Consider the following 21228-nt stretch of genomic DNA (forward strand, 5'->3'; position numbering starts at 1 on the left):
TCGCTCCGAGTCGGCGACTACTCTAGTAGCTCTCTGGTCTTTCGGTGACGATACCGGAACATCGGCTCGAACCCGACGACCGCCAAGGGGGCGACCGCCGTCCCCAGGCCGTCGAGCGGGAGTTCGTACTCGACGTTGTCGTGGACGATGGTGCCGCCGTCGTCGTCGACGAAACGGTGGGTGTGGACCCACTTCTTGAACGGCCCGTCCTGCATGTCGTCGCGGAAGATGGCGCTCTCGTCGTCGCGGTCGCGGTAGACGATGCGCGAGACCCACTGTTGGCGCGGGCCGACGTCGAACGGCCGCATCGACATCCGGACCTGCGACCCCTGTTCGAGCAGTTCGGGGTCGGGGTCGCCGTTCGGCCCGCGGGCGGCCTCGACCCGGAGGTTCATCCAGTCGGGCGTGAGCGCCTCCAACCCCGAGATGCGCGAGTGGAAGTCCCACACCTCTTCGAGGGGCGCGTCGACCCGAACCTGTCGGTGGTACGTGGGCATGTCAAGAGAGTAGAACGCCGCGAGGGAAAAGCGCACTCGCCGCGGCGGTCCGTGCCTGTTCGGCGGCGACACAAAGAATTTATCACCCCGATAGAGTGTGAACGTATGGTCCCACTGTTCGGTCCCGTCCCCGGCGGTCCGGAACTGCTCGTCATCTTTCTGGTCTTCCTGCTCGTGCCCGTGTTCGGACTCGTTCTCGGGCTCTGGGTCTACCGAGACGCGAAACGCCGCGCCGTCCCGTACGCGCCGGCGTGGGCGCTCGGCATCGTGGCGCTGTTCTTCGCCGGCTTCGTCCCCGGCCTGCTCGCGCTGGCGGTGTACTTCTACATGCGCGAGCAGCTGAGCGGACAGACACAGACGCTCTGAGACACTCGAAGGCGGAGGCGACGCGAACGAGTCGCTCCTAGCCCTGGAGGGAGCGTCCGACCTACAGCGTGAACCGACGGACCGTCGTCCCCGCCACGGTGAGGTCTTCGTCCGTCGCGGCCGCGACTGTCACCTGGTTCTCGCCGTACTCGATGCTGACCGTCGCCTCGAACTCGCCGTCCTCGGGTTCGACCAGCACCGTCTCGGTCGGCGTGCGGACGGCGACGACGGCGCCGTCGGTCTTACCCATCACCTCGAGATGGTCGCCGCTGAAGCGCGTGTCGACGCGGAGCGTCGGCCCCTCGGGACGGTCGGTCTCGAGGTAGCGCTCGCGGACGAACGTCGGCATCTCGACGGGTTCGCCCGCGTCGATGCCGTGAGCGAGGCGGACGTACTGCGCCATACTCCAGGCCAGCGGCGTCGCGGCGCCCGTCCCCTCCCCGAACGCCCAGTTGTAGGCCGTGGTGTGTTCGCGGTCCCAGACCTGCTCGGAGAGCATCCGACCGGAGTTGGCGAACCCCTGCATCGTCTCGAGGAGGCGAGTCGGTCCGAGCGGCCCCTCCGCGGTCCCCTTGAGGAGTTCGTACTCGCCGCGTTCGCCGGTGAAGATGGGCCACAGTCGGCCCTTCCCCTTCGTCTCGATAGTCCACGGTGCACCCTCGGCGTCGGCGTCCTGCTCGCCGTAGCCGTCGCCGTTGTACCGGTACCACGCCGGACCGTGCGGCGTGTCGACGCGGATAGTGTCGTCGGCCTCTTCGACGGTGTTTCGGATCACTTCGTCGTCCCACGGCTTGATTCCCAACCGCGTGAGCTCGAGGAAGCCGCCGTCGATGATCTCGCGTTCGTCGAGCGTCGGTCCGTCGTTGGCGAGCGTCCGGAGGTGACCCGCCTCGGGGTCGCCGTCGCGGGTGACCCGGACGTAGTACGGCGTGTTCGTGTGGAGATCGGTCCCCGTCTCCGTGGCGGTCCACTCCTCGACGCGGTCGGTCCACTCGTCGGCCAGCGCCAACCAGACCAGCGAGTCGGCCTCTTCGCCCTCGTCGAGACCGATCGCCGCCGCACACGCGAGTCCGGCGATCTCGGCGGCGATGGAAGAGGGCGAGTAGCCGGCCTCCTCCTCCCAGCGCTCCTGTGCCGTCTCGGGACCGTTGCGAGCGACGTAGTCCGCGGAGCGTCTGACGTTCTGGAAGTCGAACTCCGTCTCCTCGAAGTCGACGCCCGACTCCCAGAGCATGTACGCCATCACCTGCGGGAAGGAGATGTTGTCGATCTGTTCGCCGCCCCAGCGGGTCTTCCCGTTGAGGTAGGTGTTCTGCGGGATGAACCCCTCGTCGTCCTGCTGGTAGTTGTAGATGTACTCTAACGCATCTGTCGCCGTCTTCAGGTCGCCGACGGCCCAGAACACCGTGAACACCTGATAGAGGTCACGCGACCAGACGAAGTTGTAGCCGTACCCCTTCGACTCCTCGGCCGCGACGGCCTCACCCCACGGCACCGACGGCGAAGCGATGCCCGCGCCGAGGAACGTCTTGTCCTCGACCGCACGCAGCCCCATCAGCGAGGCCTTGTACTGGTTGCCGAGGGCGGGGTCGTCCGCGACGGACGAGGGCAGCGGCTTGTCCGCGAGGAACGTCTCCCACGAGTCCATGTACGCCGACCGAACCGTCTCGTAGCCGCGCGTGAGCGCCCCGACGGCCTCGCCGAGCGCGGCGGCGGTGTCGGCGTTCTCGGCGAAGCCGAGTGCGAGCGTCTGCTCGACGCTCGTTCCGCCGCCGATCCGCCCGACGAGGACGACGTTCTCGTCGTCGAGCCGTTCCTGCGAGTCGGGGAGTTCCCCCCGACCGAACAGTTGGCCGAGGTAGTCCGACCCGGCGACGCCGACCGTCGCCCAGTCGAACCGTTCCTCGGCCGTCACCGCGACGGCGATGCTGTATCTGTTGCCGTCCTCGTCGATGAGAAGCGGGTCGTCCTCGTGTCCCGTGTCGTAGGCGCTGGCGTCGCGCGCGACGAGGTGGTAACGGCCGGGTTGGCCGAGACGCAGACCGCGGTCCATGTTGCCCGTGTTCGTCAGCGCCGTGTCGGCGATGACGTAGACCTCGTACTCGTTGTCGTCGTCGGCCTCGAACTGCATCTCCGTCAACAGCGCGTCGTGTTCGGGGTCGGTTGCGTACTCGACGGTGAGCGTCCACTCGTGACCCCGCCCGTCGCCCTGTTCGGCGACGGTCTGTCGGAAGACGAGTGCGTCGTCCTCGACCATCTCCGCGCGGCGTTCGATGGTGTCGGCGTCGTCGTCGCGGCGGGTCTCGTTGTGCGTCCGCGCCGTGTATTCGGAGTTGGGGTCCGTATCGACGACGAGGAAGTCCAGCGTCCGGAGGTTCATCAGGTCGACCCGCGGGAAGCGCACCTCCGTCAGCGCGCCTTCGGTGAGCGTGAACCACACGCGCGAGGGGTCGGTCTCCTCGTGGTCGGCGACCGTTCCGACGCCGTACTTCTCGCCGGTCGTCCACCGCGGCCGTCCCTCGGGTCCGGACGGCGACTTCTTCGCCGACGGGAGCGCGTCGTACTCGCGGAGGAGGGCAGTCGTGTGGAGTCGGAGGGCGTGTGACCAGCCGAGCGGGGCGGCGCTGTCGAGCGTGCCGTCGTCGAACACCTGTTCTGCGAGGTAGCCCGCCTCGGTACACAGCGGTCCGTCACCCTCGATGAGTTCGTAGAGGTCGCCCGCTCGGTCGAAGAAGGCGTCGGCGTCGCGCTCGCGACCGAACGAGTCGAGCAGCGTCGCGAGCTGGGCGGCGACGTTCGCTCCCCACGCCGTCGACACCGACCACACCTTCTCGTAGTCCTGGTCCCACGTCCGCCAGAAGTCCTCCTCGAACCGGACGAGGCCGGCGACCGGACTCCCCGGCGGGTCCCGGTAGAGACCGTCGAGCGTCTCCTCGACGTGCGTGGTGAGTCGCTCGAGGTCCTCGGCCGTGAGGCCCTCCAGCGAGTCGTACTCGTCGAGGGCGTCGACGAGCGCGAACGTCGCCGAGTCGTAGCGTGCGTCGAGGTCGCCGTTCTCGATGCGGAGCGCGTACACCTCGCGGTCCTCGTCCCAGAGGTCGTCGAGCGCCTCGTAGACCGCCGTCGCCTGCTCGGCCGCGTGTCGTCGGACGCCGTCTTCGACGGGTGCGCGAGCGACGGTGCTGTACGCCTTCAGGAACGTCGCCGCGGTGTGGGTGAACCGGCCGCTCATGTTCTCCCAGAGGTTCTGACAGCGCTCGGGGAGGCCGTCGTCGGCCAGCGTGTCGTCGAGTCCGTCGACGCCCGCGCTGATCGTCTTGCGAATGTCGCTCGCGAGGTCGTGGGGCAGTCCGTTGCCGCGGTGACGCAACAACGTCGCGAGGTAGGCGACGACGCTCGCCGTCTGGTCGGCCTGATACTCGGGTCGGTCGGAGCCCTCGACGCGAGCGTGGGCCCATCCGGGAGCGAGCGAGCCGTCGACGGCCCAGACGCGGTGCGGCCACGTCCCGTCGTCCTGCTGGGTGTCACAGTAGAACCGGGCGCTCGTCTGCAGTTGGTCGTCGACCTCGAGATCGAGGACGCGGTCGACGTCCAGGAGGTACGAGGCGACCTCGGCGTCGTCGCGGAACCAGGTGTAACCGTAGCCGCCCGAGTGCGCGTAGAAAGGGTCGAACTCGGGGCCGGCGATGTGTGAGCCGGTCGGCGCCGTCAACAGTGAGAGCACCCGGAGGTCCGCACGCACCAGGTTCGAACGCGGTGCGTTCTCGGGGACGGTCACCTCCGCGTGCGCACGCCCGGCATCGCGAAGCGCGTCGGCGTCGGCGTGGTGAATGGCACAGTGTCTGAGGTCCGCGAGCGCCTCCTCGCGGCTGACCTCGTCGTGGTTCGAGAGCTGCGTGACGAGCGTCGTCTGGGCTGCCCGGCCGGTGCGCTCCAGCGGAGCGCTCACGACGACGTCGCCGCTGAGGTGGGTGTCCTCGTACCGGTTGAGGACGGCCTCCCGCGGGAAGTCGAAGTAGTCCTCCGAGAGCATCTCCTCGAACCGCTCGGGGATCTGCCCGCGCACGTCGTCGAGCCCCGTCGAGGCGGTGACGTAGTCGTGCTCCTTGCGGTGGAACACCTCGACGGCCTTCGTCCCGTTCGGGCCGCCGTTCTCGTGGATGAGTCGGCCGACCTGCGTCTCCCGCCCCTCCGGAGCGAGCGTCAGGAAGGCGGTGAGGTGGGCGTCCGCAGGGATGGCACCGCGCAGTTCGACGTGCGTCACGTGGGCGCGACCGAGCGTGAGGTCGTACTGGTGGACGGTGAACGCGCCGGCGTCGTACTCCGTCTCGACCACGTTCGTCTCGCGGTAGTAGTGCTGCCGTACCGAATCCAACTCGTCGAACCAGTGAGTCCCCTCGTCGGTCTCGATGCCGAAGCGCGAACGGTCGATCCCGTACAGCCCCGACAGCGGCGAGGAATAGTCCCGAATGAAGCCGCCGGGGTCGACGTAGACCAGCCGGTCCCCGTGTCCCGAGAAGGCGCCCGCCGCCGTCGGACACTCCTCCGGGAAACGCGCCCCCCGGTTGCGTTTGTAATCGTTCAGCGCGGTTCGCAGTCGCATAGAGTGACAGGCGGGTCCCACTACATAAATCTTGGCGGAATCCGCAAGGTGGGCGGCCCAGACCGGGCGAAACCAGTGGCTCGCCGACCCGTGCTCTCCTGACTTCGACGGACGTTGTGCGACGTTCCGAGACTGGATATATAAATCTTGACTACTCTTTTACTACGAGTGTACACAATACTCGTTCAAGGAGAAAAACCAAAGTACCGTTGATGGCTGGAGTGAACCATGCATCATCCTGGGCCACCCCGGTTTGCGGCGGTGGGCGACACGCTCGAACTCGCCCCGCGTGATCCGGACCCCGCTGCGACGTACAGTTGGCACGTCAAGAGCGCACCCGTCTCCAGTCAGGCGACGGTCGGCACCGACCCCGTCGAGGAGTTCGTCCCCGACGCGCCGGGACGCTACACCGTCGAACTCGACGCGCCGGACGGGACGCACGAACTCACGATCCGGGCGTTCCCTGGCTCGCTCCGTCCCGTCGGCGGCACCGGTCTCGGCGCCTCCGGAATGAGCGGCATGAGTGGTTGGAGCGGCGTCTCCGGCGTCTCGGGTGTCTCCGGCGTCTCGGGCGTCTCCGGCGTCAGCGGCTCAGGAAGCGGCGCGCTCGGCGCGGAGAAGGAGGGCGAGGGCGGCGGTCGACCGCGCATCCAACTACGCGGGCGGGTCGAGGGCGACACCGTCGTCGTCGAGGCTCACCCGCAGCCGAACCCCAACAGCAGTCGGTCGGCCGAGGAGCTCGACGTCGAGTTCCTGCTCGACGACCGCGACGACGTCTCCCGCGGCGACGTCACCGTCGACGAGCGCGAGGTTCGCATCCCGATCGACGCCTTCGACGAGCGCGTCCGCGTCCACGGCGTCGCGATCGGCGAGTCGTACTCCGTCCCGGACTCGGTCTCCGTCGAGAAGGCCGGCGAGTCGGTCTCGGTCGTCCGCCTCAACGACCCGCCGGAGTGGTCGAAGGACGTCACGCTCTACGAGATCTACGTCCGCGGCTTCGCCTCCGACGACGAGGAGTCGGACAACACGTTCGAAGCGTTGACGAAGCGTCTCGACTACTTGGAGGAACTCGGCGTCGACTGTCTCTGGCTGACGCCCGTGCTCCAGAACGACCACGCACCACACGGCTACAACATCGTCGACTTCTTCGACGTCGCCGAGGACCTCGGGACGCGCGAGGACTACGAGGCGTTCGTCGACGCCGCCCACGACCACGGGATGAAGGTGCTTTTCGACCTCGTGATGAACCACTCGGCGCGCCAGCATCCGTACTTCCAGGACGCGTACAAGAACCCCGACTCCGAGTACTACGACTGGTACGAGTGGCAGGACAGCGGCGAACCGGGCACCTACTTCGACTGGGAGTACATCGCCAACTGGAACTTCGAGAACACGAAGGTCCGCCGGCACTTGCTCGACGCCGTCGACCAGTGGATGCGCGTCGCCGACGGCTTCCGCTGTGACATGGCGTGGGCCGTCCCCAACGCCTTCTGGCAGGAACTGCGCGACCGCGTGAAGTCCTACGACCGCGAGTTCCTCCTCTTGGACGAGACCATCCCGTACATCGCGGACTTCCACAACGGGATGTTCGACATGCACTTCGACACGACGCTGTACTTCACGATGCGACAGGTCGGCAACGGTCACCAGTCGGCCGACGCCATCCTCGACGCCATCGACCAGCGCACCGAGGTCGGCTTCCCCGACCACGCGTCGTTCATGCTCTACCAGGAGAACCACGACGAGACGCGCTACGTCGTCGAGTGCGGCGAACCGGCGGCGCTGGCCTCCGCGGGCGCGCTGTTCACGCTCCCGGGCGTCCCGATGCTCTACGGCGGGCAGGAGCTCGGTCAACTCGGCCGACGCGACGCGCTCGCGTGGGAGGAGGCCAACGAGGAGCTCCGCGAGCACTACGAGACGCTCGTCCAGACGCGCAAGGAGATCCCGGCGCTCCAGTTCGAGGGCGAGTTCCGGCGCGTCGACTACGAGGCCGACTCGGACCGCGTCACGTCGTTCGTCCGTCAGGATGGCGGCGAGGGGTACGTCGTCGCGCTCAACTTCGGCGGCGGAAGCGCGTCGTTCTCGGTCGCCGAGTCCGTCGAGACGCGCGACGTCGTCTCCGGCGAGGACGTCCTCGTCGACGGCGAGTTGACCGTCGACGACGTCGTCGTGTTACCGATTCAGGGCTAACGTCGCCCTCGTCTCGGTCGCTTCGTCTGCGTTCTTTCGTTGCATCGCCGACCGACCACATTCAGACACACAGACACTACCACATGAGCCACACCTACGGAGATTGCAGCCTACTCGACGCCCAGACCCAGGACCTCGTCGACTGGCACGACGACGTCATCGACAGCCACGACGACCGATTTGAGGCGATGAAAGAGGTCGTCACCCGCCTCGGCGCACACTACACCGACGGCCACGCGGAGGTCGGCTTCTGGACGCCCGAACTGCTCGACGAGGGCGTCTCCGAAGACGACGTCTACCTCGAAGTGCTCACGCCGACCGACGAGGTCGAGCCGTACGGCCACGACAGTCTCACGTTCCACCGCGAGCGCGTCCCGCTGCGCCGCAACGGCGAGTTCCACTGGGGCGTCGTCTCCGGGATGCGACCCGGCACGTGCGAGCAACTCGGGTCGCTCTACCGACTCACCTACCAGCACGACGGCGAGTGGCACACCGTCCCGGATCCACTCGCGTACTCCGTCCCGTTCGGTGCGTTCGCGCCCGCCGAACTCTACGACATGGAGCGACTGGACGAGGAGCGCGCCGACCGCGACTACTTCCAGGCGTTCGGTACGGACGCGGAGCGCGTCTCGACCAGTGAGGACGACGGCGTGCCGCGCGTCGACCCGGCGACGAGCATGCTGGAGATCCACCCCGGAACCGCCACGGAGGCCGGGTCGCTCGGCGGTCTCGCCCGCCAGTACGAGACGATCGGCGAGAAACGCCGCGCGGGCGAGGAGCTGACGCCCGCCGAGCGCAACTTCGTCGGCTACGACGCCATCCAGGTGATGCCGGTCGAACCGATCACCGAGAACGAGGAGCTCCACGACTTTTGGTCCGTCGAGACCGACGACCCCGAGGCCAGCGAGGTCGCGGTCGCCGTCGACCGCCCGGAGATGATCAACTGGGGGTACGACATCGTCGTCTCGGCGTTCTCGGCGACCAACCCCGCCATCTTGGAGACCGGTCGCCCCGACGAACTGGTCGACTTCATCGCCACCTGCCACAACCTGCCCGATCCGATTCGCATCGTCTTCGACGTCGCGCTGGGGCACTCGGACAACGGCGGTCTCAAGCTGCTCAACGACTACTACTTCGAGGGGCCGGGGATGTACGGGCAAGAGTTGGAGTACCCCCATCCCGTCGTCCGCGCGGTGCTCCTGGAGATGCAGCGCCGGAAGATGGACTTCGGGGCCGACGGTATCCGCGTCGACGGCGCACAGGACTTCACCAACTGGGACCCCGAGTTAGAGGAGAGCGTCCACGACGACGACTACCTCGCGGAGATGGACCACATCGTCCAGGAGGTCGCCGGGCAGGAGTACCGCCCGTGGATGATCTACGAGGACGGCCGACCGTGGCCGCGCGAGGACTGGGAACTCGCCTCCTCTTACCGCGCGCTCATCGAACAACACCCCCACTCCTTCCAGTGGTCTCCTATCACGTTCGCGCACAACACGCCCGCCCTCCTGACGTTCTGGGCGACGAAGTGGTGGCGCGTCCGCGAGGTGGCAGACTTCGGCGGCAACTGGCTGACCGGCGTCGCCAACCACGACACCATCCGTCGCGGGACGCAGATCGACCCGACGGTGGAGTTCAACCAGTCGCCGGTCAACCCCTACCTCGGTGAAACGTTACCGGAGACGCTCGACGAGGCCTACGACAACCCGGCGTCGTCGATGCTGTTTCACTGCATGCTCCCGGGCGTCCCGATGGATTTCGTCCACGCCAACATGCGTGCGCCGTGGGGGTTCGTCCGCGACACCGACTCCGTCTGGAACGTGAAGGTCGTCGCCGACGAGTCGAAGTTTCTCTCCTGGCAGGTGCGCCCGCAGGACTTCCAGCATCCGACGCACTTCCAGCGGATCAAAGAGCTCGGCTTCGAGAGCCGCGACGAGCTGCGGACGTTCATGAACGCGCTCTCGGCGGCCGTCGACGCGACGAACTACGACCTCGACGTGATGGCCGCGATGCTGTCGGCGATCGACCAGCCGTTCGGCGACGAGCTCTCGCCGGGGGACCTCGAAGCCTACGCCTACGCGTGGATGCGCGACGTCCACGACTTCGCGAACCTGAGCCACTGGCACGAGACCCAGGACGACGAGCGTACCGCCTTCGACCTCGCGGTCCGTGAGTTCCGCCACGACCGCGAGTGGCTACTGGCGGACCTCGACTACGACCGCGAGGACTTCGGCTACGTCCACCCGACGGAGGGGACCGTCCTCTACTACGGGCTGCGCGAGTCGCCAGACGGCGACGAGCAGGTGCTGTTCGCCGCCAACATGGAGGGCGTCCCCGTCGAGGTGTCGCCCGCGTCCCTGCGCGAGGAGATCGAGGTTCCGGTCGCGACCGAGGGGTGGGACGTCGAACTGGCCGCGCCGGGCGTCGACCAGAGTTCGGAGGAGTTCGAACTGGCCAACAGTCAGGCCGTCGTCTGGACGCGGGAGCCGTAGTCCAGCACGTTCGCTCGGCCGCCGACGTCGTTTTTCGTTCGCTCCGCTCGCTCGCCTGTGCTCCTCGTCCTCGAAAGAGCAGAGATCGCTGCCTCCCGTTCACCGGCACTCACTCGTGAGGTCGCCAGTGTGCGCTTCGGAAGCGCCCCCGTCTCACGCCGGCTCGTCTACGACTTGTACGTCGGTTTCGTTCGCGACTCGCGCGTCAGTCTCGACCGACACGCCCGACACGTAGTCACCGTCTGGGCCGACGTACGTCCCCTCTGTTCCGCACTCCGTCGTCAACGAGCACACCCGCGTCTCCGGCGGCCAGACGACGCGAAGTCCGTCTCCGCTCGCGTCGACGGTCGCCTCCTGTCGGTAGCTCACTGTCGCTCCCGACTGGGTGACGAAGGTGACGACGAGGTCGACCTCGCTCGCGCCGTCCGGCATCGCCACCCGCGCCGGGTCGGTCGCCGCCGGGAGGTTCGTCACCCGCGCACCGTCGGGCGTCAGCGTCCACTCGACGGTCAGCGACCCTTCGGGTTCCACGTTCCCGACGTCGTAGCGGGCGTACCCCGCCTCGCTCTCGAGGCGGACCGTCGCAGACGTGGCGCGGGCGGGCACGCCGAGCGTCGACGTCGCGTTCACCCGCTGGCCTTCCAAGACGTCCAACTGCTGGAGCCGCGGCGTCACCGGGTCGACCGCGCCGGTCCACTCGCCCCGGTAGGTGAACCGGTACGGCGTCCGGTTCGCGGCGACGTTCAACGTCTCGACGTCCCGGTCCGGTCCGCCGTCGAGCACGTAGAGGACGTCGCCGTCGAACCCGGGGTCGTTGCGGAGGTACTGGAACGGATGCTGCTGCCAGTCGCCGTAGGGGTCGGGGAGGAAGACGACGGCGTCGTCGAACTCGCTCTCGACGAGCGGTTCGTAGGTGGCCGCGAGATTCGCCGTCCGCTGGCCGTTCTCGGCGAACGGTTCCGAGAGCACCTGCACCTCGGCGGTGGCGACGACCGGCGCGGAGACGACGAGCGCGAGAAGTAGGACGCCGCGGACCTCCGCCGGGGAGAACCGCGCTCGCGCCTCGCGACGGAGCGTCCGGACGACCGTGAGCACGCCGACGGCCGTGAACGCCGACAGCGGTAGGAGGAGATCGAAGTGGTAGAACGGCCCGAGCAGGTCGATCAGTTCGTTGCGAATCCCGTTCAACGTCCCCCAGAAGTAGACGTTGCCGAGGACGACGCTCGCGACCAGCCCCGCGAGGACGAGTTGCACCTCGCGGTCGGGCATCCGAGCGGCCGCCCGTCCCCGCTTCGAGAGCGGCGAGGGTCGCCGTGCGGACGCCGGACCCGCGAACGCCCGCCGGAGCGTCACCCCGAGACCGAGGAGGAACCCTAGCGTCCCGACGAGGCCGGCCGTGGTCCACTTCGTCGCGAACAGCGCGAGCAGCCGGACGGTCGTCTCGACGGCCAAGGCGGGGGTGTAGTGCCGCTCGTAGCCGAGGATCTCGCGCCGGCCGAAGCCGACGCCGTCCGCCGGGGCGAACGCCGCGTAGGGGAAGACGAGCGGGTCGCCCGTCACGACGGCGTTGTACGCGAGCGTCGCGCCGACGAAGCAGAGACCGGGGACGGCGATACCGAGATACCGGCCGAACACCGGGCCGAACTCACCCGCCCTCCACGCCCGCCACAGCGACACCAGCGCGTGGCCGACGAAGGGGAGCGCGAACAGCACCGCCGTGTACGACCGCGCGAAGAACGCGACGCCGATGGCGGTCCCCGCGAACACGCTCCAGGGGAGACTCTCGCGGCGGGCCGCTCGGACGTACGCGAAGCCGAACAGGAGGTTGAAAAACGTCGCCGGCGCGTACGAGAGGAACGTCGCGGAGGTGACGAGAAACAGCGGCGATCCGAGGAGGACGAGCGTCGAGAGCGCGCCCGTCTGTCGGTCGAACGCCTGCGTCGTCAGCCCGTAGACGAGCGCGGCGTTGCCGGCGGCGACGACGCCGAGGACGACGTCGAACCGCCCGGTCAGCGCCTTCGAGAGCGCGAAGACGGCGGGGACGACGGGGGAGTACTTGCCGTACATCTTGACGCCGCCGACGTCTGCGGGCGCGTCGGCGACGACGAAGAACCACGGGCGGACCACCTCCGCGAGTTGGCCGGGGTAGAGAAACAGCTGTCCCTCCAGCAGCATCGACGCCTGCAGGAGGTAGACGCCCTCGTCGTCGTTGACCGAGTGGTACGGAAAGAGGTTGGTCGCGAGGACGTAGACGGCGACGCCGGCCAGCAGCGCGACGACGAGACCGAGGAGGGCGAACCGTCGCTGCCGACGTGCTCGCGTCATCCCTCAGTCGTCCGAGCGGGCCGCAGTGCGCTGGCCGTGTGGGAACAACGGCGAACCGATGCTTCGCTTGGCTCCCACCTGGCTGGCGCGCCCCCGGTCGGTCACTCCGCGTCCCCTCCGTTCACGACCGCGGTGCGCTGGCCGTGCGGGAACCACGACAGCTCGTGGTCGGCGTCGACGGCCACGGCGACGTCGGCGTCGAGCGGCACCGTGTCGTCGTGGTTGTGCATGCACTGGACGCTGTCGCCGTTTTTCAACTCCACCTCGTAGAGGATGGTCGGCCCGAGGTAGCGCCGCTGGACGACGTGTCCGTGAGCGTCGCCGTTTCTCGCCAGCCGCGCGCTCACGTCGTCCGGGCGGACGAGGACGTCGATGCGGGTCTTGTCGTACTCGGGGGCGAGCCCGTGGATCTGTTCGCGCGGGACGGTGCCGAGGTCGGTCTCGACGTCGTCGCCGCTGACGTACCCCGAGAGGAAGCTCGCGTGGCCGAGGAAGGAGGCGACGAACCGCGACTCGGGGTGTTGGAACACCCCTTCGGGGTCGCCGACCTGCTCGATGCGACCGTCGTTGACGACGGCGACGCGGTCGGAGATGGACATCGCCTCCTCCTGGTCGTGGGTGACGGAGACGGCGGTGACGCCCGCCTTTTTCAGGATGCGACGCACCTCCTCGCGCATCTGCACCCGGAGGTCGACGTCGAGGTTCGAGAACGGTTCGTCGAGCAGGATCATCGCGGGCTCGGGAGCGAGCGACCGGGCGAGGGCGACCCGCTGTTGCTGACCGCCCGAGAGCTGGTCGGGGTACGAGTCGCCCTGGGCTTCCAGGTCGACGAGGTCGAGCAGCTCGTCGACGCGCTCGCGTCGCTCGCGTTTCGACCACTCGTTGAGCCCGAAGGCGATGTTCTCGCGGGCGGTGAGATGCGGGAACAGCGCGAACTCCTGGAAGACGACGCCGATCCCTCGCTGTTCGGGCGGGACGAACTCGCCGGGCCGGGAGACGGGGTCCCCGTTCAGGCGGATCTCGCCGCCGTCCGGTCGTTCGAGCCCCGAGATGAGTCGGAGCGTCGTCGTCTTCCCGCAGCCCGAGGGCCCGAGCAGGGTGAGGATCTCCCCTTCTCGTACCGACAGCGAGAGGTCGTCGATGACCGTCTCCTGTCCGTAGCGCTTCGTCACGCCGTCGAGTTCGAGGACGGCGTCGTCGGTCGGTTCACTGTTCAGTACGTCAGTCTGGTGTTCGAATTCACTTGACATCGTATCCCTCCTGTGAGAGGATGACCAGCATCGACAGCCCCGACACGAACAGCAAGATGAGTGCCGGCACCGCCGCCTCGCCGAAGTAGCCCTGTTCGTGCGCCGCCCACACCTGCGTGACGAGCGTCCGGAACCCCGGCGGCGAGAGTAGCAGCGTCGCCGGCAACTCTTTCATCGTCGTGAGGAAGACGAGCGCCGCGCCGCCGACGACGCCGGGGGCGACGAGCGGCATCGTCACCTCGCGGAACGCCCCCGCCGAGGTGCGCCCGAGCGTCCGCGCCGCTTCGGGGAGTGCCGGGTTGACCCGGAGGAACGAGGCGCGCATCGACCCGACCGCCTGCGGCAGAAAGCGAACGAGGTAGGCGAAGACGAGCAGGTAGACGGTCTGATACAGCGGCACCTCGCCGCCGATCTCCAACTGCGTCCCGAGGTAGACTAGCGCGAGGCCGAGCACGACGCCGGGAACCGCGTAGCCGACGTAGGTCGACCGCTCGAAGGCGTCTGCGAGTCGCGAGCGGTGGCGGGCCGCGAGGAACGCGACCGGCAGTCCAAACGCCGTCGCCACGACCGCCGCGGCGGCCGACACGCCGACCGAGTTCACCACGTACGTCAACTCGAACGCCAGTCCGCCCCCGACGTCGCCGACTCCCTCCGTGAACCACATGAAGAGGATTCCGACGGGAACGACGAGTGCGAGTCCGGAGACGGCGGCACAGAATCCGAGCGCCGGGAGCTTCCACTTTCCGAGGCGGGCGACGTCGCTCGTGCGCCCACCCTGTCGCCCCGAGTGGAGCGGTTGGTCGCCGCGGACGCGCGACTCGAGTGCGAGGACGAGGAACGTCACGCCGACCAGTTGGAGCGACAGCAGCGCCGCGAGGTCGCGGTTGAAACTGTTGAACTCGACGTAGATGACCCGCGTGAACGCGTCGAACCGCATGATCGCGGGCGTCCCGAAGTCCGACAGCGCGTAGAGTGCGACGAGCAACGCGCCGGCGGCGACGGCCGGGCGGATCTGCGGGGCAGTCACGCGCTTGAACGCCTCCCAGCGCGTGTGATCGAGCGTCCGCGCGGCGTCGATCAGCGTCGTGTCCATCGACTTCAGCGCCGCTCGCGTCGTGATGTAGACGTACGGGTAGGTGTAGAGCGTGAGGACGAGACTCGCGCCGACGAAGCCGTAGATCTCCGGCAGGCGCTCGACGCCAAGCGGCGCGAGCAACCGCTGGAACGACCCCTGCGGACTGAACGCCGAGACGAACGCGAACGCGCCGATGTAGCTCGGGATGACGAGCGGAAGCGAGACGGCGACGGTCCAGAACTTCTTGAACGGCAGGTCGGTGCGAACCGTGAGATACGCCAGCGGGACGCCGACGAGCACCGACGCGGCGGTGACGGCCGTCACGAGCAGCGCGCTGTTGACGAAGACGTCCAGCGTCTGCGGCCGGAGCGTCAGCGCCAGCGCCTCCTCGAGGCCGACCTGGAGCGCGTTCCTGACCAACCAGACGAGCGGGAGCAACACCGCCGCAGCGACGGCTGCACTGGCGACCGTCGGTGCCAGCGGCAGGCTGTCTGTTCGTCCGTCGTTCGCCGTCGTCCCGGTCTGTTGGTCCGTCGCCATCGTTGTCAGTCGTCCTCAGAGGACGCCGACGTCGCGCAGCAGTTCGACGGTCCCCTGCAGGTCCGACAGTTGGGTGAGGTCTAACCCCTCGGGTGGGTTCAACTCGTCGATGTTCGGGAGCTCCGCCAGCGGTTCGATCTCGGGGACGAGCGGGTACTCGAACGTCTCGCGGGCGAAGTAGTCCTGCGCCTCCGCCGACAGCAGATGGCGCACGAAGTTCGCCGCGAGCGTCTTCTGATCACTGCTGTTGACGACGGACGCGCCGGCGACGTTGAAGATGGCACCCGCATCGTTCTGGGTGAACGCGACGTCGATCGGCGGGTTCTGCCGGCCGGCCTGCACCCGGAGCGTGTAGTAGTGGTTCGCGAACCCGGCACCGATCTCGCCGTCGGCGACGGCCTGCGAGACGAGGAACTCGTCGTTGTACGACTGGACGCCGAGGTCTTGCATCCCCTGGAGCCACTGACGCGTCGCCTGCTCGCCCTCGAGGATGCGCATCGCCGTGACGAACGCCTGGAACGAGGAGTAGGTCGGTGCCCACCCGAGGTTGTCGCGGAACGCCTCCGTCTCGGGGAACGCCATGACGTCCTCGGGGATCTCCGACTTCGAGAACTGGTTGGTGTTGAACGGCACCGACCGGGCGCGGCCGGAGGTGCCGACCCAGTTGCCGTCGGGGTCGCGGAACTGCTCGGGGACGAACTCCAGTACCTCGTTCGGAAGCGACGTCGTCCGCCCGGCCTGCTTCAACTGGCCGAGCGCCCCGGCGTTGACCGAGAAGAACACGTCGGCGGGGCTGTTGTCACCCTCTGTCTGGATGAGGTTGACGAGGTTCATCGCCGAGTCGTACTTCGGCTGGACCGTGAAGTTCGGGTAGAGATCCTCGATGAACTCCACGAGCGTCCCGACGAGCGGTTCGCCGCGCCCGGAGTAGAGGACGAGCTCGCCCTCGAGGTCGGGCATCTCGTTCATCGAGACGCCGCCTTCGATGGTCCGATCGCCGAACGGCGACCGACCGGAGCCGATCTGCTCGCCCGCCGTCGCGTTGGCCGTCCCGTTCCCGCTGCCGCCGTCGCCGCCGTCGCTCCCCGAGGACGGCAGCAGACTGCTACAGCCCGCGAGGCCCGTCGCCCCGATCGTCGCGCCTGCCGCGAGGAATCGTCGTCGACCGTGCAGCCGCCGCTCCCCGTCGTCGTCGTTCATACATGATTTAGGCTTGCCTAAATCATTTATAGCTGCCGGTTCGCAGGTCACTCCGGAGAGACGCCTCGATGCTAGAGGGTTCTCGTAACTGACCGGAGGACGGGTGAATCTCGGTGAGCCACAGGGGTCGATTCTCGGGGGAGCGAATCGACGAACTGCTCCGAGAACCCCTCTCAGTCGTCGGCGACGGCCGGTCGCTTGGGAGCGGCGAGGGCGTCGAGACAGTCGAGCCAGTCGTGCATGTGTTCGCCGACGTGGTTGAAGAACTCACCGTTCGTGTACTCCTGCCAGTCGCCCTCGGCGAGCGCGTCGGCCATGGCCTCGAAGACGGCCGCGTAGCTCTCGGCGTCGCCGCCGACGCCGTCGATCTCCTCCCAGAGATGTTCGTTGAGCTCGAGGCCCGGCACCTCGTTGTTCAGGTCGTCGAACGTGGGTCGCGGTGCCTTGTTGTGCTCACACAGCGGGTAGCCGTTGACGACGTCCTTGTCGAGGACGTCGGCGGCGCGCTTCAGGAAGACGCCCGACCAGATGTCGTCGAAGCGGCCGACGTCCCACTCGTTGTCGTCCATCGGCAGCTGATAGAACGCCGGGACGACCTCGCGTTTGAACGCGAGGTTCATCGAGCAGACGGTGAGATACTGGCCGCGGTCGGCGACGAAGTCGCCCGTGAAGTCGTCTTTCGACGTTCTCGTCTGCGCCTGTCCCCGCAGGTCGCCGTCCATCAGGATGCGGACGGCGTCGAGGTCGGGGACGTTCGTCCAGAGCCCCTGCGAGGCGACGACGTCCGTCACCTCTGTCGTTCCCGTCTCGACGGACTCGTCCATCGCCCCGTAGGGGTAGCCGCGGGGGTAGAGGCCGTGTTCGTCGGCGTTCTGATAGAGGACGTTCACCCAGCGTTCGTCCGAGCGGACGGACTCCATCTCGCCCTCGTAGTGGAGGTTCTCCATGTGTCGGCCGAAGAAGTCCCACTCGTCGTGCGGGAGGGTGTCGTCGTCGATGAAGACGCCGTAGTCGAACCGCTCGTGTGCCCACATGTAGAGCAGGCCGAAACTGGTCTCGGCGTGACTCGCCGCGGGGACGACGTGGGCGTACTGCGCGACGTCGTTCGCCTCGTACCACTCCGTCCGTCGACGCCCGTCGAAGACGGCTCCGTCGACGCCCTCCTCGTCGAGCATCGCCTCCATCGCGTCGGTGTCACAGAAGTCCTCGGTGACCAACAGCACGAACAGCCGATCGAGGTCGAACCCGTGCTCGCGGGCGTTCCGGAAGTACGACCGCAGACACTCGTACTCCCGAATCGTCGGCACGATCACACAGATGTCCTGGCTCATTGCCTCCGAGTTTTTAGGCCAACCAAAAATACCTGTTGTTTGCGTTTGGCCCCGCTAATTCTCGACGTCGAGAATTGGCGGATAAGGTACATACCCCGTCGACCGGAAGGTGTGGTGATGAGTACTCCGACTCGCACGTTCCGGGCGGTCGTTCGCGACGCGCTCATGCTCGACACGCTCGACGAACCGACGGAGGTCGCCGACAGGCGGGACCGAGGCGGCCTCCGCCGGGCCGTCGCAAGTGGTTCGGTGAGTCTCACCGGACTGGCGCTCCTGGTTCCTCACCTCACACACGTCGTCGGCGGCGGGCCGCTGCTCGGCCTCTCGCTCGCTACCGTCGGTTCGTTGGTCTCGCTCGGCCTGTTTCTCGTCGGTCTCGCCCTCGCTCGCAGCGGGTTCACCACGACGAACGTCGTCCGCATCTCCGTCTGGAACCTCCTCGGAGTCGTCGTCCTCGGATCGGTGATGGCCGCGAACCTCGTCTATCAGACCCAACTCGGGACGACGCTCCGAGCGCCGACGTTCACCGTCGCGAACCTGCTGGCACTCGGCGCGGCCGCACACGTCATCATCGGGTTCTACGACGCTCGGCGTGTCCGCGCAGAGCAACTCGCCCGCGAACGGCAGAAGATCGCCGTGCTGAACCGCGTCATCCGACACAACCTCCGGAACAGCGCGACGGTTCTCCAAGGTCACGGCGACATCCTCGCCGACGGCGTCGACGACGCGGACCTGGCACGCTCGGCCCGAGTCGTCAGCAGACACGCGGCGACCATCGGTAGTCTCGCCGACAACGCCAAAGAGATCATCCGAATCTACGACCGCGGAGCCGTCGACGCCGAGGCTCGCGACGTTCGGGCGCTCGTCGAGGACGCGGCCGACGAAGCGGCACGCACGTACCCCGACGCAGCCGTAACCGTAGACGTCGCCGACGACGACGCGGCGTACTGGGTCGACGGCGACTCGGATCTCTCGCTCGCACTCGAGGAACTGGTCGAGAACGCCGTCGAACACAACGACTCGGAGACGCCGACCGTCGAGCTCTCGCTCACTGCGGACGACGAGTGGGTGACCGTCGGCGTCTCCGACGACGGACCGGGCATCCCGGCACACGAGAAGGCCGTTCTCACTGGCGAGGCCGAACTGACACAGCTCCGACACGGCAGCGGCCTCGGCCTCTGGGTCGTCCGTGCCGTCACCGACGTCTCACGAGGCGTCCTCGGGTTCGAGGAATCCGCGACCGGCGGGTCACACGTGACGCTCCGGTTTCGGCGGTCGGAGCCGTCGCAGTAGGCTCGTTCGCCCGTCGAACGGAGCTTACCGCCTCTTCCGTATCAGTCTCTCTACTAGAAATAACAGTATTCTTATCTGTATGTGTGAATCGGACTAATCGCCCACGAACGAGTTGTACGACGACCCGAACGAGTGTCAGCGAGAAAAGGAGTTCGGCGGAGTCGTCAATAACCTATATCGTGTTTTGCAGCTTACATTGAGGCCCCCTCGGTGAGGTTCGGAGGAGAGACGAGACACCCCCTCAGTGAGGGTAGGGAGAGAGAGAAAACATGACACAGAGAGAGAGATCCTACACCCGCCGGAGCGTCCTCAGAACGGGTGTAATCGTCGCGGGTGGACTATCACTCGCGGGAACTGGCACTGCCAGCGCACAGAGTGGCAGCAAGCGCGCGGCGGCGTTGAACGGAGCTATCCGCGGGTCAGTTCTGGCGCAAATACAGGGAGCTAGCGTCTCGCAGGAACAACAGGCAGCGGCCATCGACGGTGCCGTTGCAGCCGCCCTTTTACAGGGACAAGAGGCAAGTGTCCAACAGGTGCAGGCGGCCGCTCAGGGCGGAGTCTACGGCGCACTGTTACAGGCACAGGAAGCAAATGTCGAACAGGTGCAGGCAGCCGTTCAGGGTGGTGTCGGCGGTGCGTTGCTACAGGCGCAGAACGCGAGCGTCGAGCAGGTACAGGCGGCCGCCCGGGGTGGTGCCTACGGCGCACTGTTCCAGGTCCAGGAGGCCGACGTCGAGCAGATACAGGCCGCCGCCCAGGGCGGTGCCGCTGGAGCGATCAGCCAAGCCCAGAACGCGACTGTCGAACAGGTGCAGTACGCCGCCCAGGGAGGAGCCTACGGCGCGCTGTTACAGGCCCAAGAGGCCACCGTCGAACAGATACAGGCCGCCGCTCAGGGTGGAGCCGCCGGAGCCATCAGTCAAGCTCAGAACGCGAGCGTCCAACAGGTGCAGAACGCCGCTCAAGGTGGTGCTGCCGGGGCGATCAGTCAAGCCCAGAACGCGACTGTCGAACAAGTGCAGTTCGCCGCGCAAGGTGGAGCCGCCGGAGCCATCAGTCAAGCCCAGCAAGCGAACGTCGAGCAGGTACAATCTGCCGCGCAAGGTGGCGCATCAGGCGCGTTAGACCAGGCCCAAGAGGCCACTGTCGAACAGGTGCAGGCCGCCGCTCAAGGTGGTGCCGCCGGGGCGATCAATCAGGCACAGGAGGCTAACGTCCAACAGGTGCAGTTCGCCGCGCAAGGTGGTGCTGCCGGAGCCATCAGTCAAGCACAGAACGCGACCGTCGAGCAGGTGCAGAACGCCGCTCAAGGCGGTGCTTCCGGAGCGATCAGCCAAGCCCAGAACGCGACCGTCGAACAGGTGCAGAACGCCGCTCAGGGCGGAGCCGCCGGAGCGATCAGTCAGGCTCAGGAGGCCAACGTCGAGCAGGTGCAGGCCGCGGCTCAAGGTGGCGCGTCGGGCGCGTTAGACCAGGCCCAAGAAGCGACCGTCGAGCAGGTGCAGGCTGCCGCCCAGGGCGGTGCCGCCGGGGCGATAGAACAGTCGCAGGTCGCCACCGTCGAGCAGGTGCAGGCTGCCGCCCAGGGCGGTGCCGCCGGGGCGATAGAACAGTCGCAGGTCGCCACCGTCGAGCAGGTGCAGGCTGCCGCCCAGGGCGGTGCCTCGGGGTCGATCAGTCAATCCCAGCAAGCGAGCGTCGAGCAGATTCAGGCCGCCGCCCAAGGCGGCGCGTCGGGTGCGGCCAGCCAGTCCCAGCAGGCGGACGTCCGACAGGTGCAGGAGGCCGCTCAGAGCGGATCGAGCGGATCGATCCAGCAGAGCCAGACCGCGAGCGTCACGCAGGTCCAGCAGTCGGCCCAGGAGATGTCGAGTAAAGGAGCGGCCGGCGAAGACGACGACAGCGACGACAACGACGGTAACGACGACAACGACGGTAACGACGACTAAGTGGCGTCTACCTCACGCCGCTTTTCCCGTTTTATCGACGCGAACGATCACTGTCCAGTTCGCCGAGTACGGCCACCCAATCGAGTACGGTGACTCTCCGGATCTACGGCGCGAGAC

General features: G+C 67.4%; 12 protein-coding genes. 5 read left to right on the forward strand and 7 right to left on the reverse strand.

Features of this window, described 5'->3' with window-relative positions; all coding sequences use genetic code 11:
- Positions 1-17: 17 nt before the first annotated feature.
- Positions 18-497, reverse strand: a complete 480-nt coding sequence (locus tag EOHIBHHM_RS15525; RefSeq protein ID WP_497252146.1) for an SRPBCC family protein — start codon at positions 495-497, stop codon at positions 18-20.
- Between the two features lie 105 nt (positions 498-602).
- On the opposite strand from EOHIBHHM_RS15525, the gene EOHIBHHM_RS15530 reads away from it, so the two are divergent.
- Positions 603-863, forward strand: a complete 261-nt coding sequence (locus EOHIBHHM_RS15530; RefSeq protein WP_497252148.1) for a hypothetical protein — start codon at positions 603-605, stop codon at positions 861-863.
- A 61-nt stretch (positions 864-924) separates the two neighbouring features.
- Here EOHIBHHM_RS15530 and EOHIBHHM_RS15535 read toward each other — a convergent pair whose 3' ends face one another.
- Complete coding sequence (locus tag EOHIBHHM_RS15535) at positions 925-5466, reverse strand: DUF7997 domain-containing protein (RefSeq protein WP_497252150.1); 4542 nt, start codon at positions 5464-5466, stop codon at positions 925-927.
- Between the two features lie 228 nt (positions 5467-5694).
- On the opposite strand from EOHIBHHM_RS15535, the gene malA reads away from it, so the two are divergent.
- Both malA and gghA read left to right on the forward strand, forming a co-directional pair.
- Complete coding sequence (gene malA / locus EOHIBHHM_RS15540) at positions 5695-7656, forward strand: alpha-amylase MalA (protein WP_497252152.1); 1962 nt, start codon at positions 5695-5697, stop codon at positions 7654-7656.
- Between the two features lie 83 nt (positions 7657-7739).
- Positions 7740-10148 carry a glucosylglycerol hydrolase gene (gene gghA, locus EOHIBHHM_RS15545; RefSeq protein WP_497252154.1) on the forward strand — a complete coding sequence of 803 codons (2409 nt, stop codon included), beginning with the start codon at positions 7740-7742 and terminating at the stop codon, positions 10146-10148.
- 153 nt (positions 10149-10301) lie between these two features.
- Here the strand turns inward: gghA and EOHIBHHM_RS15550 are convergent, their stop codons facing one another.
- From EOHIBHHM_RS15550 to EOHIBHHM_RS15570, 5 genes are all read right to left on the reverse strand, one after another.
- Positions 10302-12473 (reverse strand): DUF7846 domain-containing protein, encoded by a 2172-nt coding sequence (locus EOHIBHHM_RS15550; RefSeq protein WP_497252156.1) that lies wholly within the window; start codon positions 12471-12473, stop codon positions 10302-10304.
- A 101-nt stretch (positions 12474-12574) separates the two neighbouring features.
- Positions 12575-13723 carry an ABC transporter ATP-binding protein gene (locus EOHIBHHM_RS15555; RefSeq protein WP_497252157.1) on the reverse strand — a complete coding sequence of 383 codons (1149 nt, stop codon included), beginning with the start codon at positions 13721-13723 and terminating at the stop codon, positions 12575-12577.
- Positions 13713-15338 carry an ABC transporter permease gene (locus EOHIBHHM_RS15560; RefSeq protein WP_497252158.1) on the reverse strand — a complete coding sequence of 542 codons (1626 nt, stop codon included), beginning with the start codon at positions 15336-15338 and terminating at the stop codon, positions 13713-13715. Before EOHIBHHM_RS15560 ends, EOHIBHHM_RS15555 begins: the two co-directional genes overlap by 11 nt.
- Positions 15339-15353: 15 nt before the next feature.
- The gene (locus tag EOHIBHHM_RS15565) at positions 15354-16538 is read right to left on the reverse strand and encodes an extracellular solute-binding protein (RefSeq protein WP_497252159.1); all 1185 of its coding nucleotides are present in this window, start codon (positions 16536-16538) and stop codon (positions 15354-15356) included.
- Positions 16539-16711: 173 nt separating this feature from the next.
- On the reverse strand, positions 16712-17869 hold the full coding sequence (locus EOHIBHHM_RS15570) for an alpha-1 4-glucan-protein synthase (protein ID WP_497252160.1): 1158 nt from the start codon (positions 17867-17869) through the stop codon (positions 16712-16714).
- 117 nt (positions 17870-17986) lie between these two features.
- Between EOHIBHHM_RS15570 and EOHIBHHM_RS15575 the strand changes: the two genes are divergently transcribed.
- Together EOHIBHHM_RS15575 and EOHIBHHM_RS15580 are read left to right on the forward strand one after the other, a co-directional pair.
- Complete coding sequence (locus tag EOHIBHHM_RS15575; RefSeq protein ID WP_497252161.1) at positions 17987-19162, forward strand: ATP-binding protein; 1176 nt, start codon at positions 17987-17989, stop codon at positions 19160-19162.
- Between the two features lie 269 nt (positions 19163-19431).
- On the forward strand, positions 19432-21111 hold the full coding sequence (locus EOHIBHHM_RS15580; RefSeq protein WP_497252162.1) for a hypothetical protein: 1680 nt from the start codon (positions 19432-19434) through the stop codon (positions 21109-21111).
- The last annotated feature ends 117 nt before the right edge of the window (positions 21112-21228 follow it).

It is taken from the genome of Halogranum roseipondis, from assembly GCF_059695585.1.

Bases quoted from the DNA above. Each gene is read 5' to 3' on its own strand.
- EOHIBHHM_RS15530 (WP_497252148.1), top strand. From the start codon at position 603: ATGGTCCCACTGTTCGGTCCCGTCCCCGGCGGTCCGGAACTGCTCGTC.
- EOHIBHHM_RS15535 (WP_497252150.1), bottom strand. From the start codon at position 5,466: ATGCGACTGCGAACCGCGCTGAACGATTACAAACGCAACCGGGGGGCG.
- EOHIBHHM_RS15560 (WP_497252158.1), bottom strand. From the start codon at position 15,338: ATGGCGACGGACCAACAGACCGGGACGACGGCGAACGACGGACGAACA.
- EOHIBHHM_RS15565 (WP_497252159.1), bottom strand. From the start codon at position 16,538: ATGAACGACGACGACGGGGAGCGGCGGCTGCACGGTCGACGACGATTC.
- EOHIBHHM_RS15580 (WP_497252162.1), top strand. From the start codon at position 19,432: ATGACACAGAGAGAGAGATCCTACACCCGCCGGAGCGTCCTCAGAACG.
- gghA (WP_497252154.1), top strand. From the start codon at position 7,740: ATGAGCCACACCTACGGAGATTGCAGCCTACTCGACGCCCAGACCCAG.
- EOHIBHHM_RS15570 (WP_497252160.1), bottom strand. From the start codon at position 17,869: ATGAGCCAGGACATCTGTGTGATCGTGCCGACGATTCGGGAGTACGAG.
- EOHIBHHM_RS15550 (WP_497252156.1), bottom strand. From the start codon at position 12,473: ATGACGCGAGCACGTCGGCAGCGACGGTTCGCCCTCCTCGGTCTCGTC.
- EOHIBHHM_RS15555 (WP_497252157.1), bottom strand. From the start codon at position 13,723: ATGTCAAGTGAATTCGAACACCAGACTGACGTACTGAACAGTGAACCG.
- EOHIBHHM_RS15525 (WP_497252146.1), bottom strand. From the start codon at position 497: ATGCCCACGTACCACCGACAGGTTCGGGTCGACGCGCCCCTCGAAGAG.
- EOHIBHHM_RS15575 (WP_497252161.1), top strand. From the start codon at position 17,987: ATGAGTACTCCGACTCGCACGTTCCGGGCGGTCGTTCGCGACGCGCTC.
- malA (WP_497252152.1), top strand. From the start codon at position 5,695: ATGCATCATCCTGGGCCACCCCGGTTTGCGGCGGTGGGCGACACGCTC.